General features: G+C 71.0%; 21 protein-coding genes. 16 read left to right on the forward strand and 5 right to left on the reverse strand.

Annotated features, from left to right (window positions below):
* Positions 1–120: 120 nt before the first annotated feature.
* Positions 121–1,290, forward strand: a complete 1,170-nt coding sequence (gene hutI, locus K6I34_RS13260) for an imidazolonepropionase (protein WP_229325589.1) — start codon at positions 121–123, stop codon at positions 1,288–1,290.
* 12 nt (positions 1,291–1,302) lie between these two features.
* Here hutI and K6I34_RS13265 read toward each other — a convergent pair whose 3' ends face one another.
* Positions 1,303–1,794, reverse strand: a complete 492-nt coding sequence (locus tag K6I34_RS13265) for a nitroreductase/quinone reductase family protein (RefSeq protein WP_229325591.1) — start codon at positions 1,792–1,794, stop codon at positions 1,303–1,305.
* Between the two features lie 212 nt (positions 1,795–2,006).
* Between K6I34_RS13265 and K6I34_RS13270 the strand changes: the two genes are divergently transcribed.
* Positions 2,007–3,182, forward strand: a complete 1,176-nt coding sequence (locus K6I34_RS13270; RefSeq protein ID WP_229325593.1) for a serine hydrolase — start codon at positions 2,007–2,009, stop codon at positions 3,180–3,182.
* Between the two features lie 96 nt (positions 3,183–3,278).
* Here K6I34_RS13270 and K6I34_RS13275 read toward each other — a convergent pair whose 3' ends face one another.
* Together K6I34_RS13275 and K6I34_RS13280 are read right to left on the reverse strand one after the other, a co-directional pair.
* The gene (locus tag K6I34_RS13275; RefSeq protein WP_229325595.1) at positions 3,279–3,575 is read right to left on the reverse strand and encodes a hypothetical protein; all 297 of its coding nucleotides are present in this window, start codon (positions 3,573–3,575) and stop codon (positions 3,279–3,281) included.
* A gap of 67 nt (positions 3,576–3,642) precedes the next feature.
* A complete protein-coding gene (locus K6I34_RS13280) occupies positions 3,643–4,722 on the reverse strand; it encodes a hypothetical protein (protein WP_229325597.1) in 1,080 nt (359 codons plus the stop codon).
* Positions 4,723–5,695: 973 nt separating this feature from the next.
* On the opposite strand from K6I34_RS13280, the gene K6I34_RS13285 reads away from it, so the two are divergent.
* The 9 genes from K6I34_RS13285 (at position 5,696) to K6I34_RS13315 (ending at position 11,071) form a co-directional block, all read left to right on the forward strand.
* Positions 5,696–5,830 carry a lasso RiPP family leader peptide-containing protein gene (locus K6I34_RS13285; RefSeq protein WP_229325599.1) on the forward strand — a complete coding sequence of 45 codons (135 nt, stop codon included), beginning with the start codon at positions 5,696–5,698 and terminating at the stop codon, positions 5,828–5,830.
* Between the two features lie 95 nt (positions 5,831–5,925).
* Entirely contained in the window at positions 5,926–6,060 is a 135-nt protein-coding gene (locus K6I34_RS38865) for a lasso RiPP family leader peptide-containing protein (RefSeq protein WP_374230911.1), read from the forward strand.
* Positions 6,061–6,155: 95 nt separating this feature from the next.
* On the forward strand, positions 6,156–6,287 hold the full coding sequence (locus K6I34_RS13290) for a lasso RiPP family leader peptide-containing protein (RefSeq protein WP_229325601.1): 132 nt from the start codon (positions 6,156–6,158) through the stop codon (positions 6,285–6,287).
* Between the two features lie 107 nt (positions 6,288–6,394).
* A complete protein-coding gene (locus tag K6I34_RS38260) occupies positions 6,395–6,526 on the forward strand; it encodes a hypothetical protein (protein ID WP_275127058.1) in 132 nt (43 codons plus the stop codon).
* A 277-nt stretch (positions 6,527–6,803) separates the two neighbouring features.
* Entirely contained in the window at positions 6,804–8,465 is a 1,662-nt protein-coding gene (locus tag K6I34_RS13295) for an asparagine synthase-related protein (RefSeq protein WP_229325603.1), read from the forward strand.
* On the forward strand, positions 8,453–8,707 hold the full coding sequence (locus tag K6I34_RS13300) for a lasso peptide biosynthesis PqqD family chaperone (protein ID WP_229325605.1): 255 nt from the start codon (positions 8,453–8,455) through the stop codon (positions 8,705–8,707). The genes K6I34_RS13295 and K6I34_RS13300 overlap by 13 nt, the downstream gene beginning before the upstream one ends.
* A complete protein-coding gene (locus tag K6I34_RS13305) occupies positions 8,704–9,183 on the forward strand; it encodes a lasso peptide biosynthesis B2 protein (protein ID WP_229325607.1) in 480 nt (159 codons plus the stop codon). Before K6I34_RS13300 ends, K6I34_RS13305 begins: the two co-directional genes overlap by 4 nt.
* Positions 9,180–10,211 carry an ATP-binding cassette domain-containing protein gene (locus K6I34_RS13310; protein WP_229325609.1) on the forward strand — a complete coding sequence of 344 codons (1,032 nt, stop codon included), beginning with the start codon at positions 9,180–9,182 and terminating at the stop codon, positions 10,209–10,211. Before K6I34_RS13305 ends, K6I34_RS13310 begins: the two co-directional genes overlap by 4 nt.
* Positions 10,208–11,071, forward strand: coding sequence for an ABC transporter permease (locus tag K6I34_RS13315; RefSeq protein WP_229325611.1), 864 nt, complete (start codon positions 10,208–10,210; stop codon positions 11,069–11,071). The genes K6I34_RS13310 and K6I34_RS13315 overlap by 4 nt, the downstream gene beginning before the upstream one ends.
* Positions 11,072–11,098: 27 nt before the next feature.
* Here the strand turns inward: K6I34_RS13315 and K6I34_RS13320 are convergent, their stop codons facing one another.
* Positions 11,099–12,211 carry a DUF5937 family protein gene (locus tag K6I34_RS13320; protein WP_229325622.1) on the reverse strand — a complete coding sequence of 371 codons (1,113 nt, stop codon included), beginning with the start codon at positions 12,209–12,211 and terminating at the stop codon, positions 11,099–11,101.
* Between the two features lie 209 nt (positions 12,212–12,420).
* Complete coding sequence (locus tag K6I34_RS13325; protein ID WP_229325624.1) at positions 12,421–13,479, reverse strand: RNA polymerase sigma factor SigF; 1,059 nt, start codon at positions 13,477–13,479, stop codon at positions 12,421–12,423.
* 229 nt (positions 13,480–13,708) lie between these two features.
* Between K6I34_RS13325 and K6I34_RS13330 the strand changes: the two genes are divergently transcribed.
* From K6I34_RS13330 to K6I34_RS13350, 5 genes are all read left to right on the forward strand, one after another.
* Entirely contained in the window at positions 13,709–14,077 is a 369-nt protein-coding gene (locus K6I34_RS13330) for an STAS domain-containing protein (RefSeq protein WP_229325612.1), read from the forward strand.
* 196 nt (positions 14,078–14,273) lie between these two features.
* The gene (locus K6I34_RS13335; RefSeq protein ID WP_229325614.1) at positions 14,274–14,765 is read left to right on the forward strand and encodes an ATP-binding protein; all 492 of its coding nucleotides are present in this window, start codon (positions 14,274–14,276) and stop codon (positions 14,763–14,765) included.
* 245 nt (positions 14,766–15,010) lie between these two features.
* Positions 15,011–15,856 carry a peptidase gene (locus tag K6I34_RS13340; protein ID WP_229325616.1) on the forward strand — a complete coding sequence of 282 codons (846 nt, stop codon included), beginning with the start codon at positions 15,011–15,013 and terminating at the stop codon, positions 15,854–15,856.
* Between the two features lie 3 nt (positions 15,857–15,859).
* Positions 15,860–16,741: a hypothetical protein gene (locus K6I34_RS13345; protein ID WP_229325618.1), complete on the forward strand. Its 882-nt coding sequence runs from the start codon at positions 15,860–15,862 to the stop codon at positions 16,739–16,741.
* Positions 16,738–17,513, forward strand: a 776-nt coding sequence (locus K6I34_RS13350; protein ID WP_229325620.1) for a hypothetical protein, incomplete at its 3' end; no start/stop codon positions are given. The genes K6I34_RS13345 and K6I34_RS13350, both read left to right, overlap by 4 nt.

The raw sequence follows: 17,513 nt of genomic DNA on the forward strand, positions 1-17,513 counted from the left end.
GGGCAAGCGTCGGGGCCGCTTCGGGGGTCCGGGGGGTCTCCCCCGGACCGCACGGCCGGTCCGCACCCGACGACGTACGCCCGCCACCACCGCCCCGCAGCCGAAGGAGACCGTACGCCCATGGCGACCACGGTGATCACCAACATCAGCAGCCTCGTCACCAACGATCCCTCCCTCGGTGCAGGCCCGCTCGGACTGATCCAGGACGCGGCCGTCGTCGTCGACGGCGACCGCGTCGCCTGGGTCGGTGCGTCAAGCAAAGCACCCGCCACTGACAACCGGGTCGACGCCGAGGGCCGCGCGGCCCTCCCCGGCTTCGTCGACTCCCACTCCCACCTGGTCTTCGCCGGTGACCGCACCGCCGAGTTCAACGCCCGTATGTCCGGGCGGAGCTACAGCGCGGGCGGCATCCGCACCACCGTCGCCGCGACCCGCGCCGCCACCGACGGGGCGCTGGAGGCCAACCTCGTCCGCCACATACGCGAGGCGCTGCGCCAGGGCACCACCACCCTGGAGACCAAGTCCGGCTACGGTCTCACCGTCGAGGACGAGGCCCGTGCCCTGCGGATCGCCGCCGCCCACACCGACGAGGTCACCTACCTCGGCGCCCACATCGTCTCCCCGGACTACGCGGACGACCCCGCCGGGTACGTCGAGCTGGTCACCGGCGCGATGCTCGACGCGTGCGCCCCGCACGCGCGCTGGGTCGACGTCTTCTGCGAGCGGGGGGCCTTCGACGGGGACCAGGCCCGGGCGATCCTCACCGCCGGTGCCGCCCGTGGGCTGATCCCGCGCGTCCACGCCAACCAGCTCTCGTACGGGCCCGGCGTGCAGCTCGCCGTCGAGCTGGGCGCGGCCTCCGCCGACCACTGCACCCACCTCACCGACGCCGACGTCGACGCGCTCGCCGACGGCGACACCGTGGCGACGCTGCTGCCCGGCGCGGAGTTCTCCACGCGCGCCGAGTGGCCCGACGCGCGCCGCCTGCTCGACGCGGGCGCCACGGTCGCCCTCAGCACGGACTGCAACCCCGGCTCGTCCTACACCAGTTCCATGCCCTTCTGCGTCGCCCTGGCGGTGCGGGACATGGGCATGACCCCCGACGAGGCGGTGTGGTCCGCGACGGCGGGCGGCGCGGCGGCACTGCGCCGCGACGACATCGGCCGGATCGCCCCGGGCGCGCTCGCCGACCTCGCGCTCCTCGACGCGCCGTCGCACGTCCACCTCGCGTACCGGCCCGGCGTCCCGCTGGTCTCGGCGGTCTGGCGGCGCGGCGTACGCGAGGTCTGACCGGAGCCCGCCTCAGGAGATCCGCTCCAGCGCCACGACCGGCGTCGTACGGCCCGCCTGCCGCGCCCGCTCCCGGAAGTCGGCGAACTGCGGGTCCACGGCGATCTGCCGGGCCCACACGGCGTCGTGCTCGGACTCGTCCACCAGGCGGGCCCGTACGGGATAGCGCTCCGTGCCCACCTCGACCACCACGTCGTCGGGCGCCGCCGTCAGGTTGTGGAACCAGGCCGGAGCGACGGGCGCGCCGCCGTTCGACGCGAACACGAGCAGCCGGTCGCCGTCCCGGAGGTGGACCAGCGGCGTGGTCCGGGGCAGCCCGCTGCGGGCCCCGCGCGTGGTGAGGAGCAGCAGACTCGTCCCGGCGAACTGCCCGCCGACCCGGCCCGCGTTGCGCCGGAACTCCTCGATGACCCGCCGGTTGAAGGGGTTGCTGTTGTGCACGGCGGAGGGAGCGGTGGAGGAGGGGGCAGGGGAGGAGTCGGCGGAGCGTGGGCTGTTCGTCATGACCGGAAGGCTAAAGGCTCACGTCGATGTGAGGTTCAACCCCTTGTGGGGCACACCACATGGCGACCCTGGCACCTCGACACCCTGACACGTGCTCGGGGATGCCTTAGGGGGTGGCCGTCGCGTGATCATCCTTGGTCATGATCACGCCAGTGGAGTGCGCGGCATACGGTGACGGAGCATCAGTCACCGTGCTCCGGAAGGTCCCGTCAATGCGTCGCCGTACCGCCGCCGTCTCCGTTCTGCTCGCAGCCGCGGCCCTCGCCCCCGCGGCGGCGCCCGCCGTCGCCGCCGCGCCCGCCGGGTCCGCCGCTTCCACCGCGCGCGGTGCCGACCGCGGTGACCTCCAGCGGGCCCTGGACGCCGTCGTGGCGGAGGGCGTGCCCGGTGTGGTCGCCGAGGTGCGGGACGGGCGCGGGGTCTGGCGCGGCAGCAGCGGTGTCGCCGATCTCGCGGACGGGCGGAAGGCGCGCCCCGGGGACCGCTTCCGCGCGGGCAGCGTGACCAAGAGCTTCGTCGCCACCGTCGTGCTCCAGCTCGTCGCCGAGGGCAAGGCCGGCCTGGACGACCCGATCGGGCGCCACCTGCCCGGCCTCGTCCCCGACAAGGACGGCGTGCCCGTCACCGTACGGCAGCTGCTGAACCACACCAGCGGCCTGCCCAACTACACCGACACCTGGTGGGACAACGGCCCCGGCTACCTGAGGACCGTGCAGCACGGCGACTACACGCCGCGTGGCCTGGTCGAGGAGGCCCTCAAGCGGGACACCCCCGACAAGCCGCGCACCAAGCCGGGCGACAAGTGGGCGTACTCGAACACCAATTACGTCGTCCTCGGCATGCTCGTCGAGAAGACCACGGGCCGCACGCTCGCCCAGGAGATCGACCGGCGCATCGTGCGCCCGCTGCACCTGACCGGTACGTCCGTTCCGACGACGTCCCACCTGTCCGGCCGCCACCTGAACGGCTACGAGCGCCTGCCCAAGGAGACCGCCGCGACGGACTTCACCGACTTCACCCCCACCGCCTTCCCGGGCCCCGGCAACCTCGTCTCCACCACCGCCGACCTCAACCGCTTCTACCGCGCGCTCGCCGGCGGCGAACTGCTGCCGCAGCGCCTGTGGCGCGAGATGAACGTCCTGCACGCCACGGACCGCGGCCCGGAGCGCAGGTACGGCCTGGGTCTGGAGAGCAACTCCGGCTACTGCCCCGGCGAGAAGCCCGTCTGGGGCCACACGGGCAGTGTCCCCGGCTACAACACCTTCAGCTTCACCACGGCCGACGGCAAGCGGCAGATCACCCTCGCCCTCGGCATGGACCTCTTCAAGGGGGAGAAGGCCGACCGGGCGGCCCTGAAGGTCCTGTCGACGGCGCTGTGCGCGAAGTGACCCGGCCTGTGGTCTGACCGGTGGCCCGGTCAGAACGGCTGGACACGTGCGACCTCGTCGGACAGGTGGCAGGGTCGGCCGTCCTGGGCCTCGTCCTCAGCCGACGGGGAGGCCCCTCGCCTTCCTCCGGGCGAGAACCTCCTCGACTGTGGTCATGTGCAGGGTGCCTGCCACCGCGGCTTCGCGGGTGCGGTCGGCTTCGGGGTCGGTGTCGAGCATGGCTTCGCACCACCAGCGGCGGAGCACGGCCTCGGCCTGGTCGTGGGGTGCTTCACCGAACTCGCGGAAAAATGCCATCCGGCGAGAGCCTTGGAGGGCGTCGACGATCCCGTCGTAGGTGCGGGGCACCTGTTCCGGTTCCGGCGCATGGGGGTGTGTCGGCTGAGTGGTCATAGCGGCGGCCTCTTGGCGCTTGTTTCCTTCTTCACCGTAGCGGTGGAGGGCTTTCGGGTGCTCCTGTTCATGCGGCCGGACCAGCCGCGCTCAATGCCGTCCGGCAGTCGCGGCACCTGCCGGGTGCGGCCGCACGGAAGGCGCGTTCGCAGCCGTCGCAGGTCTGGAACGGCAGGGGCGGTCGGCCGCGCTGCTGCTCGGGACGTTCCAGGGGCTGAGTGGGGAGCGCGGGTGGCAGCCACTCCCTCAGGCGGTAGGCGAGGAGGCGGGCCGGGCGGGCGATGACGCCCATGGGGAGCTCGCCGCCGAGGGTGCGCGCGAGCTGGACGGGGCCCACGCCACGGTCGAGCCAGGCCCGTACGTCCGGGGCGAGGATTTGAACGTCCCGCTCGGAGAGGAGCAGACGGGGGTCACGGCGGCGCAGCCCGGCGAGGAGATCGACGGCGGTCCGGTCGGTGGCCTGGTCGATGGGCGGCAGGGGTGTGTCAACGGGGCGTCGCCGCTTCACCAGATCGACGGGGCGATCGGCCGGGCCGACGGGGCGATCGGCCGGGCCGACGGGAGGGGCCTGCGGGGCGCTGGGACGGTCGGCAAGAGCTGGGGCCGGTCCTGCGTGGCGGCGTGCCGGGTTGGTTGGTGGGCGGCGGCGAGGCCGTGGCGCGCTCGCCGCGCAGCGCTCGCGGTGTTCGGGGTGCTCGTACCAGCTCGTCAGCGTCGCCATCCGGCCGCCCGCGCACCGTACGCGCCGCCGCTCCAGATACCCGGCCGCCTCAAGTTCCTTCAGCGCGCGGGCGATCGCGATCTCGCCTTCGCGGAAGCGGCGGGTCAGGTCCTTGATGCCGACTAATGCGCCGTCGGGGAGCGACTGGATGTACACCCCGATACCGATCGCGACGGCGGAGAGATGGAGGTGCTGGGCGAGGTGATTGCCGACAACGGTGAAGTGGGTGTCGTGGCGGTGCCGGACGTGAACGACCCCGGCCATCGGTGTCTCCGTGCGCGCGGATGCACGCGCGCTAGACTGCGCGTCAGTCATGGGGAAGGTGTCGACTTCCTTGATGATCAGGCCCTCGTCCGGGATGCCAGTCCCGGCGGGGGCCGTCGTCGTATGGGGGTTGTGGCGCGAACGTACCGCGCCGGTGCCCATGCCTGCCACCTTGTCACCCGATGGGGTGAGCGGCGGGGTTTGGAAGGGTTGGGTTCTTTCCCTCAATTCTTTAACGGGACGTCGGGGTTTGCCGGTTCACGGCGCACCGGGTCGTGGAAACCGCGATCTGGTGGCGGGCCGGTTCGACGTATTTTCGCCATGGATCAGTGAGGCGGTGATGTCGCGAAGCGGCCGCTTCCTGGCCGCTCGCCACGGGTGCGGTAGGCCCGGCTGGCGAGGGCGCTGCTGCGCGGTGCCGTTTCCCACTCGTGCCCTCCGCGCTGAGGGCGGAGGCCGGAGGAAGACGCGGGACGGTGTCACGGCCATCGCCACTCCGATGCGGTCGTTCCGGATGCCCATTGCCGCCGTGCCGACTTCGGGCGGGGAACACCTCGCCCGCAGGTACGCGCTGCGCGAGCTGGGGCACAACGTCAGGCGATCATTGGGCATTGCGTTCTCTGCCTGCTTCAGGATCGCGGCCACAAGAGGGAGAAGGTCGACGCGGCGACCCTGAAGATCCTATCGGTGGTGCTCTGCATGGCAAAGCAGAGATTTCCCAGGCCATTTGTTCGGCATCTCAGGCGCCGTACCTCCGGGAGAATTACTGGACCACCCCGGCGGCCGAACATGCGCCGGAGCGGAAGAGTTCGGGGGCGTCGTCAGGGGGGATGTGCTGCGGCTTATCGCCAGTTGAGTGGTCGGCGGCAAAGCTGCCGGAAGTCGATTTTTTCGGGTCTGGCGACTCATGAGTTCACTGCCGTATCTGACTGCTGAGCCATTCGAGTGGTGCTCGCGTGATGCTATTTAAAAAAACCCTGGAAAGGCGCAGTCTCCGAGCTGAGGGAAACTCCCCTTCCGGTGTATGGAGGGACTGTGTTGCAGGTCTCGTGGGGGAGGGTGACTCATCGGTTCTGTCACCGCTCATGCCGAGCGGTCACCTCAGGAAAAGCTGCGATCGCAGGAGGCGCGTGAAATGGAGAAGATTGAGTATCAGGTGCCGGCTCTCGTCGAGATCGGCAACTTCGGCAAGCTGACCGGAGACTTGGGCATCGGCACCGCGTCTGACGGTCTTTTCCCGACTTACATCCGCCCCGGACTTGCTCGTTAGGTGAATTCAGTGACGCTCCCACCCCGCGCTGCGAGGCGTCATTGAGTAGTTCCTCCGCGCTCACCGGGAGCGCGGGGAAAAGAAAGGTAAGTGACATGGTCAAGGTCCCGTACCAGACGCCGTCCCTCGTTGATATCGGAAACTTCGGAGAACTGACCACGGGGTTTGGTGGCGACGCTTCTGATGGCGTTTTCACGTTCTTCAAGCGCACTAGTGATTTTGCCCGTTAGAGGCATTTGATGGTGCCTTCATCCCGCGATGCAGGTCGTCGCCGAGTAGTGCATCTGCGCCCACAGGGGTGTGGGGGAAGTGAGAGGTTAGCGATATGGCCAAGGAACAGTATCAGGCGCCGTCCCTCGTCGAGATCGGTGAGTTCAGTGAGCTGACTACCGGCTGGGATGGCTTCACGCCAGACAGCAGCTTCCAGATCCTCAAGCGCGGCGACTTCATGCGCTGAGCGATTTCGATGGGCCCCGATCTCCAGGGTGCAGGGGCGCCACCGAGCAGTACTTCCACGCTCACAGGGGGTGTGGGGGAGCGAAAGAAATGTGAAAGGTAAGCGACATGGTCAAGAGCCAGTATCAGGCGCCATCCCTCGTCGAGATCGGCGGGTTCGGTGAAATGACCACCGGCTTCATCGGGATCGCCTCGGACGGTAACCTCGCCGTCTTCAAGCGTAATGACTTCATGCGCTGAACGATTCGGTGGTGCCCCGGATCTGTGATCCGGGGCACCACCGAGCCCATGAGCTTCTTACTCTCCGCACTGAGGAGTGAATGGAAGACGTATGGATACGAATCGAGGCCGAGGCTGGTTCGCAGTGCTTCCGGACTGCGCCGAAGCCGTACGTGCGGCTGAGGTCCTCGGCGCGCAGGCGGAGGTTCGGAGCGAACCACATGCCTCCGGCCACCCATGGCTGGTCGGACGTTGGGCGCAAGGCGAGCTGACAGTGATTTCGGCGGGATCTCGACGCGTGGCCCTGGTCGGGGACTTCCCGCGGTTGGACGGCCGCTGGAGAGACTCGATCAGGATGAGCTGGTCCGGCTACGACCTGGACCGTATCGCAGCGAGGATGCCGGGGTGTTTCCACCTGGTGTCCTCGCTCGACGGTCACGTGCGTGCGCGTGGTACCGCCTCGGGCATGAGGCGGCTCTTCTCCGCGCGGATCGCCGGCGTGACGGTCGGGTGTGACCGGGCCGACGTACTGGCCGGGGCCGTTGGCGGGACGCTCGACGAGGATGCGTTGATCCTCCGGCTGCTCGAGCCGTCCGTGCCCCATCCGTTCGGCGGGCGTCCGCTCTGGCGGGAGGTCTCCGCCGTGCCCGAGGGCTACGACCTGTGTCTGAGCCCGAGGGGTGGTGAGCGGGTCGTGCGGTGGTGGCAGCCCCCGCAGCCGCACTTGTCCCTCGAGGAGGGCGCACCGAGGTTCGCCCAGGCCCTCGCCGACGCGGTGGGCGTGCGTACGGCCGCTGGAGGAGTGGTCAGCGCCGACCTCTCCGGGGGTCTCGACTCGACGCCGGTCTGCTTCCTGGCCGCGCGCGGCCCCGCGAAGCTCATTATGTTCACCCAGTCGGGGATCGACGGTGGGCACGACGATGCTGTCTGGGCACGCCGTGCAGCGGCTCATTTGCCCGGCGCCGAACACCTGTTGATGGATCCGAACGAGCTGGCTCCCTTTTACACCGGGTTGCTGACAGCCGGGCAGGGTCTCGACGAACCCGCCCTGGGCGGGCGGATCCGGGGCACACGCACCGAGCTCGCCACCCTGCTGTCGGCCAAGGGATCGCGACTGCACCTGACCGGCGAGGGCGGTGACCAGGTCGTCCAGGCGATGGACGCCTACATCCATGACACTCTCCGCGCGAACCTCCGGACAGGTCTGCGGCATCTTCGCGCCCTGTCGGCTGAATGCCGGTGGACGCTGGGCGCGACGATCCGTGCCGCAACCGACCGGCGGTCCTATCAGCGGTGGCTCGGTGACGCCATGAGCGACCTGAGCCCGATGTACGTGAACGATCGCAGACCCGCCATGATGGGGTGGGACGCACCCCCCGCACTGCCCCCGTGGATCACCGCCGAAGCGCGAGAACACCTCCGGCATGTGATCCTTCGCGAGCTCGAAGCGATCAGTCCCCTTGCCCCCACCCGGGGACAGCACATGGCGCTGATGCACATCATTCCGTCGACGCGGCCTTGTCGGCAGATCGCCCGCTACACCGCCGAGGCGGGCCTTCCCTACCACTTCCCGTTCCTGGACGACCGGGTCATCGAGGCATGCCTGGCCGTGCGGCTCCACGAGCGCACCACGCCTTTCGTCTTCAAGCCCCTCACCGTCGCGGCGATGCGGGACATCGTCCCCGGCGAAGTCCTCGCGCGGCGCAACAAGGCGGAATTCTCCAGAGAAGTCCACAGTGGGCTTCTGGCCCGGCGAGCCGAGCTCGCGGAACTTCTCACCGACTCCCACATGGCCCGTCTCGGCCTGGTCGACACAGAAACGCTCCGACAGGCGGCCCTCGTCCTCTACCCGCCCCGGCTGCCGGTCGGCTACCTGGAGATGACGCTCGCGGTGGAGACCTGGCTCCGCGCCAACTCGCAACTCACGGCGAAAGCGAGGAAACTCCGATGCCGAACCTGAGGGCGGACGTCTCAACGGTGCCCGTCGTCGACGGACTGGTACTGCTGGACGAGCGCACCGGACGCTACTACCAGCTCAACGACAGCGGCGCCGTCGTGCTCGGCGTCCTGATCGACGGCGGCGGCGAGGCCGAAGCCGCCGACGCCCTCACCGAGCGGTACGACGTCACCAGAGAACAAGCTCTCATCGACGCCGCCGAGGTCATCCACACGCTGCACACCGCCGGGCTGATAGCACCATGACCGCGCCGGCCACCACTGGTGATGCGTTCCGGCTCCCTCTGCGTCGCCGCCCGCCGGCGATGCTCGCAGTCGGCGCCGGCCACCTGATCGGACGGCTGCCGCCCGCCAGGATCCGTCGCATCCTCACCTTCTGCGCCCGGGGCGCCAGACCCGCCAGCTACACCGAGGCGAGCAGAGCACGCCGGACAGTGACCGCCGTCAGCGTCCGGTGCGCAGGGCAGGGCTGCCTGCCACGATCCATCGCCACGGCCCTGTTGTGCCGGACCCACGGCTCGTGGCCGGTCTGGTGCGCCGGTGTACGCAGTGTCCCCTTCCAGGCCCACGCCTGGGTCGAGGCGGAAGGCCGCCCCGTCGACGAGCCCTTGTCCACCACGCAGATGCGGCCGATCGTCGTCGTCCCGCCGGGACGGGGGCCTTCTTTGCCCGACAAGGCTTTGCCCGACAAGGCTTTGTCAGACAAGGCGGAGAGCCCGTGACGAGCCCCGTCCAGGTGCCGTCCGGCCCGCCGACCATCCTCGCCCGCGGCCTGTGCAAGTCGTACCCGGGGGTGGAGGCCGTGCGCGGGGTCGACCTCACCGTGCGCCCGGGTGAGACCTTCGGTTTCCTCGGTCCCAACGGGGCGGGCAAATCCACCACCATCGCCATGCTCTGCACGCTCGCCCGGCCCACCGCGGGCCGGGCGAGCGTGGCCGGGGCGGACGTGGTCACCGCCCCGGACGACGTACGCCGCCGCATCGGTCTCGTCTTCCAGGACCTCACCGTCGACGGGGAGCTGACGGCGGGCGAGAACCTGCGCTTCCACGCCGACCTCTACGGTCTGCCGAGACACACAGCACGCGCCAGGACAGCCGAAATGCTCGGCCTGGTGGGCCTTTCCGACCGACGGGACAGTCTTGTCCGCACCTTCTCGGGCGGCATGAAACGCCGACTGGAGATCGCCCGCGGCCTGTTGCACTCACCACAGGTGCTGTTCCTGGACGAGCCCACCATCGGCCTGGACCCGCTGTCCCGGGCGCAGTTGTGGGAGCACCTGCACCGCGTCCGCGAAGAACAGGCGATCACTCTCTTCCTGACCACTCACTATCTGGACGAGGCCGAGCACTGCGACCGGATCGCCATCATGGACGACGGCCGCATCGTCACCGAAGGGACACCGGCCGCCCTCAAGGCCGCGATCGGCACCGACCGCGTCCGACTCCGCACCATTGACGACCGCATGGCGCTGACCGCCCTGCGACGGCGGTTCGGTCTGGACGCCACCGCCGGATCCGACGGGCTGTGCATCCACGTGCCGGACGGTGCCGCCTTCGTGCCGGCACTGTGCGCGGACCTCGGTGTGCCGGTGCTGTCGGTCACCGTCACCCGGCCCAGCCTCGACGACGTCTTCCTGTGCTGCACCGGACGGACCATCCGCGACGCCGAAGACCCCACTGGGCGGCAGCCGTCCCCGGCATCCCGGCCACCCGTACGACGCGCGAGGAGAGTGCGGAGACGAGCGCCATGACCGTGACCGACGAGGTCATCCGTACCGCCGTCCCCGTGCCGCCCCCGGCCACGCGCGGACTCACCGGCGAGCTGCGTGCCGTCAGGGTCGTCTGGCAGCGCGAAATGCTCCGCTTCTTGCGCAACCGGAGCCTGATCGCCGTGAACCTGCTCCAGCCGGTCTTCACCCTGCTGGTACTAGGCACCGGGCTCAGCACCATGGTCTCCACCCCCGCCGGTACGAGCGACTACCGCGCCTACCTCTTCCCGGGCGTGCTGATGATGACCGTCCAGCTGCCGGCCATCGCCGCGGGGGCATCCATCGTCTGGGACTGCGAGACCGGATTCCTGCGCGAGATGCTCGTCGCCCCTGTCCGGCGCGGCAGCCTGCTCCTGGGCAAGTGCGTGGGCGGGGCGACCGTGGCCACTTGCCAGGGGCTTGTCGTCATCGGCCTCGCCTGGACCGCTCACGTGCCCTATCGCCCTGTCCTGATCGCCACCCTGGTCGGCGAACTGGCCCTCACCGCGCTGACCATGACCGCCCTCGGTACCCTCGCCGCCGTGTGCATCACCCGTATGCAGACCTTCCAGGCCGTGCTGAGCTTCACCCTGACACCGATGCTCTTTCTGTCCGGGGCGATGTTTCCGCTGGCCGCACTGCCGACCTGGCTCACGGCGCTCTGCCTGGCCAATCCCCTGACCTACGCGGTCGATCTCCTGCGCCAAGCCGTCGCGGCCCATGCTCCCGTCCCGGCCGCCGCCGCGACGGACACCTGGCCCGCCGGCTGGCGGCCGTCCACCGCCGCGGAACTCGCGATCACCGCCACGATCGGCCTGACGGCGCTCGCCGTGGCCGCCCGCCGCTTCTCCCGTCCCCGCTGACCGGGAACCCGCGTCCGGGACCGGCCCTCAGCGCAGGATGCCCTCCAGGAACTCGCCGCTGAGCCGGGCCACCGCCCTGACGTCCAGCTGGTAGTGGACGTAGCGGCCGCGCCGCTGGGCGGTGATCAGGCCCGCCCGGCGCAGGACGGCGAGGTGGCGGGAGACCTCGGGGGCGGTGAGGCCCAGGACACCGGCCAGCTCGCCGGTCGTGTGCGGGGCCCGGGCGGTACTGCGGCACAGCTGCATGCGTACGGGGTGGGCCAGGGCCTCCAGGCGCAGCTTCAGCAGCTCGACCGAGGTGGCCGCGGGGAGCTCCGGCGAGCCGATCGGGTAGTGCACGACAGGGCGCCACCTGGGCCGGTGCAGCACCATCAGGTGCGGCCAGCCGAAGTGCGACGGTACGAACGTCAGGCCCGGTGCCACGTCCGGGGCGAACGCCGTGGCGTGCCCCTCCGCCAGCTTGTCCACCCGGATGCGCGCGCCGTCCTCCTCCAGCGCGAGCGCGGGCGACACCGCGGCCAGGGCCGCGTCGAGCCCCTTGTGCCGCAGCAGCTCCGCCTTGTGCCGCGCGTCGGCGGCCAGCGCGGGCTCGATCCGTCGCCAGATGTCCGCGAAGAACGCTTCATCGCAGTCCTCGAAGAGCCGCCGCACCCACGCCCGTACGGAGCAGGGGTCGCGCAGCAGCCGCCCGGCGAACTCCGCCTGCCCCGGCCCGCGGGCCAGGGCCAGCTCCAGCACCCTGGCCCGCGTTTCCGCGTCACTGAGCGGCGACGGCCCGCCCCGGTCGTACGAGCTGAGGCAGGTGAACTCCAGGGCCGTCACCACGAACTGCTCGTCGTCCAGCTCGTCCAACATGTCGAGCTCCTCGGCGAGCGTCGCACCGGCCCTGCCGTCACCGCCGCGCACCCCGGCGAACGGCATGAACAGGTCCGAGAACGTGTTCCGCCACAGGAAGTCCGCCTCCTGCAGCCGGTCGGCGAGATCGGGGCGGAGCGCGGCGGCGGTGGCCTGCGCCCAGCCTTCCCGTCCCGGGTGGTGACCCGGTTCCGACAGCGCGTGCAGGGTGAGGCACAGTTCGGCCAGGGGGGACGTCTCGAAGACGATGCCCTCCGGGGGGAGGCCGGCGATGTCGATGGTCACGCTCATGGCGTCATGATGCCGGTTCGCTCCCGCTGGGGGGCTGCGCCTCCGGGCCCCTGTTGCGCCCACCGGGGTGCGTCTTGCGCTGCGCGCGCGGGTGCGGGCCCGGTGGACCGTTGCGCCCACCGGGGTGCCTCTTGTGCTGCGTGCGCGGCTGCGGGCCGTGTGTGGCTGGGCGCGCAGTTCCCCGCGCCCCTTACGGGGCGCGCTTACTCCTCGGACAGCAGTCCGCGGCGTAGTCGTACCAGGGTTCGGGAGAGCAGGCGCGAGACGTGCATCTGGGAGATGCCCAGCTCCTCTCCTATTTCCGACTGCGTCATGTTGGCCACGAAGCGCAAGGAGAGGATCTTCCGGTCGCGCGGCCGGAGTTCGGCGATGAGGGGCTTGAGGGACTCGACGTACTCGATGCCCTCCAGGCCGTTGTCCTCGTAGCCGATGCGCGCGGCCAGCGTGCCCTCCGCGTCGTCGTCGGCGGGCTGCGCGTCCAGAGAGCTCGCGGTGTACGCGTTGCTCGCCGCCATGCCCTCCAGCACCTCGTCCTCGGTGATCCCGAGCCGCTGGGCGAGTTCGCCGACGGTGGGGGAGCGGTCGAGCTGCTGCGCCAGTTCGTCGCGGGCCTTGGCGAGGTCGATCCGGAGTTCCTGGAGCCGGCGCGGCACGCGCACGGACCAACTGGTGTCCCGGAAGAAGCGCTTGATCTCGCCGATGATCGTCGGCATCGCGAAGGTGGGGAACTCCACGCCCCGGCAGAGCTCGAAACGGTCGATGGCCTTGATCAGGCCGATCGTGCCGACCTGGACGATGTCCTCCATCGGCTCGCTGCGGGTGCGGAACCGCGACGCGGCGAACCTCACCAGCGCGAGGTTGAGTTCGACCAGGGTGTTGCGTACGTAGGCGTACTCGTGGGTGCCCTCCTCCAGCTCCGCGAGGCGGGCGAAGAGGGTCTTGGAGAGGGCTCGCGCGTCGTCCGGCCCCACCTCGTCGTACGGGGGTATCTCCGGGAGCCCGGAGAGTGCCGGGAGCGCGGGGAGCGCCGGGGAATCGGGCCCGCCGTGGAGCCCGGAAGTCTCGTCGTACGCGGTGTCGTACGTGGTGTTGTGCGTGCTGTGCGTGCCGTACGTGCTGTCGTACGCGTCGTCGTATGCGGGTCCGTCGTGGAGCCCGGGGCGCTGGCGCCCGTTCTGCTGCTGCGGGATCGTCGACGACGCGGTCTCCCGAAGGGTTCCGGTGCGCGGTCCGTCGAGCCGGGGTGACATGGTCTCCTCCATCATTCTCGGCATATAAGGCCGCCGATGCCTTGACGTCGTGCTGTGGTTTGCGGCGCCTCCGAGCCGTCAGTGGTGGATGTCTGTCTTCTAGCCCTACCTGTCCCCCTTGCCCTAAAGCAAGTCTGTGTTATCCGTCTATGTCACGAAATGACGGATCTTCGGCTTCCCGGGGGCGTAGGGAAGGCGTAATGTTCTGACAGTCCACGCAAGCAACCGGGAAGGGATGCGCATGGACCGCGGGATGGCCGGCAGCGCCAGCAGGGGCCGGCTGAATGTAGAGGTCCGGCGCCACGGAGCGAGTGCGGTCGTGACGCCGATGGGTGAGCTCGATCACCACACGGCGGAGCTGCTGCGGGAACCGCTCGACCGGTGCGTCGGCGAGATCAGCCCGCGGGTGGTCGTGGACTGCTCGAAGCTGGAGTTCTGCGACTCCACCGGGCTCAATGTGCTGCTCGGCGCCAGGCTGGCCGCCGAGGCCGCGGGCGGGGGCATCCACCTCGCCGCGATGCGGCCGGTCGTCGCCCGGGTCTTCGAGATCACCGGCGCCGAGGCTGTCTTTCATGTACACGACACCGTCGATGCGGCCGTCGCCGAGTGATGTGTGTCACCGCCCCCGCTCCCGCCGTCGTCACCGCTTGACACCGGGGTTGCCCTCGTCACAGGGCCCCCGCCGAAGAAGTGGGTGTTCCGGCGGATCGGTCGGGCAGGAGTCTGCTGACTCCGCTTTTGAATCTCTCTCGTATCCCCAGGTATCCATCAACCCCGAGTCGGCGAATCGGTGAGGTGAAGCGCTGATGAGCACCACGCGGCCGGTCCCGTCGCCGGGTGAGCCCGGCCCGGACGCGGGCGGCGCCTCCGACGCCATTCCGCCGCCCGCGGTGCAGGTCCGCAGGCTGCGGCTCGTCGGGGTCAGCGGTGCCGTGCCGCGCTCCCGCGACTTCACCCGCCAGGCGCTCCAGGACTGGGGCTGGCTGCCCGCGGCCACCGCCGATCACCGCGCCGCCGCCGAGGACGTCCTGCTGGTCGTCTCCGAGCTGGTCACCAACGCCTGCCTGCACGCCGACGGCCCCGAGGAACTGCGCGTCGCCCACGTCGGCAAGGTGCTGCGCCTGGAGGTCGTCGACCTCGGCGCGGGCACGCCCGCGCCCCGCACGCCGCACCGTGCCGGGCGTCCGGGCGGGCACGGCATGTTCATCGTGCAGCGGCTCTGCCTCGACTGGGGCGTCGTCCGCAACGAAAGCGGCGAGGGCAAGACGGTCTGGGCGGAACTGGCCGCGCCTGCGTGACGGGGCGCCCCAACAGGGGCGCGGGGCTGTGTTGTATGTGCGGCTCCGCCGCGTGGGCGCGGCCAGCCACAACGGACCCGCGGTCGCAAATGGAGCTCATGTGGCAGCCCGGTAGGCGTACCCCACCCCCAAACAGACGCGTTCTCTCTCTTCCCTCCGAAGGAGCCCCGGCGTACCGTCGGCGCCCGATCTGATGTGCCGTCAGAGTTGTCCGGCTACGGCGCCGGACGAGAGGGGAACCCGAGATGCCCCACAACCCACGCCGTCCCACACGCCATCCCGTCGGCGCCCGCCGCGCAGGCGCGGTGGCCCTCTCCACAGCCCTCGCCGGGGGAGCGTTCCTCCTCACCGCACCCGCCGCGCACGCGGAGACGGTCGACGTCAACTACCAGTGCAAGACACCCATCGGCGACAGGAGCGCCGTGTCGCCCATCGACATCAAGGCGGACGCGAGCGGCGACGCGTACAAGCTCACCATGACCTTCGCGAAGGGCGTCTCCTCCAGCCCGATCGCGCTCGGCAAGGGCGCGATGAAACCGAGCGCGGTCATCAAGCTCGGCGGTGCCGACTCCGGCACGGTGGACGTCGCGGGCCCGCCCAACTCCGAGGAGATACCCGCCAACACGCCCATCAAGATCGGCGACCTGTCGGGCACCTACACCCCCAAGAAGAGCGGCACGGTCACCTTCACGGCCTCCGTGCTCACGATCCAGGCCCTGGGCACGACGACGACCTGCACACCCTCCAACGACCCGAAGCCGTCACTGTCCCTGGAGGTCAAGGCGGGCGGCTCCACCACCGGAGGCTCGTCGAGCGGTACGTCGACGAGCGGTACGTCGAGCGGTACGTCCACGGGCGGCTCCGACTCCGGCTCCGGCGGCAGTACGGGAGGTACGGGCGGTACGGGTGGCACGACCGGAGGCTCCGGCACGGGAACCACGGGTACCACGGGCACCACAGGCGGCGGCAAGCTCCCGCAGACAGGCCCCTCGGACTCCGCGGTGGCCCTGGGCACGCTGGGCGGCACGGTCCTGCTGACGGGCGTCGCGGGCGTGCTGTGGCTCACGCGGCGGCGCGCGACGACACGCTAGGCGGTGGCCTTGTCCCCCCGCCGCGCGGCCACGGCGCTCTGCGCAGCCCTGGCACTGGGCCTGCTCCCGCTCACGCCCGTCGCGGCCGAGGAGCCCTGGACCGCCGCCCCGGCACCGGCGGGGAAGGAACGGCCCGGGCCCGGCGAGCGCGCCGAGTTCTACTTCGAGGGCGCGCCCGGCACCGTGTTCGAGGACAGGCTCGCCCTCGTCAACCCCGGTGACCGGCCCCGCCGCCTCACCGTCGGCGGTGACGGCCCGGGGATCGCCGTCGCCGCGCCACGGGTGGACGTACCGGCGCACACCCGCGCGGACGTCCCGTTCACCGTGACCGTGCCCAGCGCGGCGCGGCCGGGAGGCAGTACCGGCGCGCTCGTCGTCGGCGGAGACGGGCGGCAGGTGCGCGTACGGCTCGCCGTACGGGTCACCGGGCCGCCCGCGCTCCCGGCACTCGGCGTCGAGCACCTGCGGGTCGGCAGGTCGGGCGGGGGAGCCGTCATCCGGTACGCCCTGGTCAACCGGGGCAACACCGTGCTCGCCCCGCACCTGGCCATCCGCGCGGACGGCCTCTTCGGGACGGTCCTGCGCCGTACGCCCACGGACGTGCCGGCGGAGCTGCCGCCGGGCGGCCGGGTCCGGCTGACCGAATGGTGGCCGGACGCGCCGCGCCTGGACTCCGTACGCGTGCACGTCACGGCAACGGCGCCCGGCGCGGCCCGCGCGACCGCCTCGCGCTCCTACACGCCTCTGGTCTGGGTGCTGCCCACCCTCGGCGGGGCGGCCCTGGTGCTCGGGGGCGGCGTGCTCCTGCTCGTACGGCGCGTACGCCGTCGTCCGCGCCCCGGCATCCGTACGGAGGGGACGGCGGGGGCGGTGGAGGCGGCGTGAACCGCGCGTCGGGCGCGCGCGGCGCGGGCATCGCGGCGGCCCTCCTGGCCGTGCTGGCGCTCCTGCTGGTCCTCGTCCCGGCGGGGCGCGCCTCGGGCATGGCGGGCGCGGACGGGCCCTCCGTCCGCCTCGACCGGACCGAGGCGGGCAAGGGCGGCACCGTCACCGTCAGCGGTACGGAGTGGGCGCCGCGGACCCTGCTCATGGTGCTCATCTGCGGCCAGAACATGATCGGCGGCACGAACGCGTGCGCCAACGCGGACGGCCGCGCGGTGACCACGGGGGCCGACGGGTCCTTCAGCAAGGAGATCCCGGTCGCCGAGCCGCCGAAGCCGTGCCCGTGCGTCGTGCATGTGGCGGCGGTGACGGGCGAGCCGGAGGCCGCGGAGGCCGTGGACACGGCCTTCACGGTCGCGGGGCACGCTGTCGCCGCGCTGCCGCCGCCGGAGGGTGACGCGCGGCTCGGCGTGCTGGGGGCGCGCCTGGAGGGCTCCAGCGGGCTCCTGACGTGGTTCGGGGCCCCGCCGCGGCGGCGGCTCGTCGTGACCGTCGGCAATCTGGGCTCCGCCCCGGCCCGTGACCCCGTCTTCCGCATCGGCACCTCGCACGGCGTGCTGTCCCCCTCCTGGGAGAAGCAGACGTGGCGCGGCTCCATCGCCGCGGGCGGCCGGGCCCGTCTCGCCCTCGACGTCGACCTGCCGGCCGGGGCGTACGGGGACTATCTCGTCTCCCTCGAGTACGGCGGCCGCGTCCTGGTCGAGGAACCGTGGGA

Origin of the sequence: Streptomyces sp. UNOC14_S4 (assembly GCF_020740835.1) — a bacterium.
Lineage (GTDB): Bacteria > Actinomycetota > Actinomycetes > Streptomycetales > Streptomycetaceae > Streptomyces.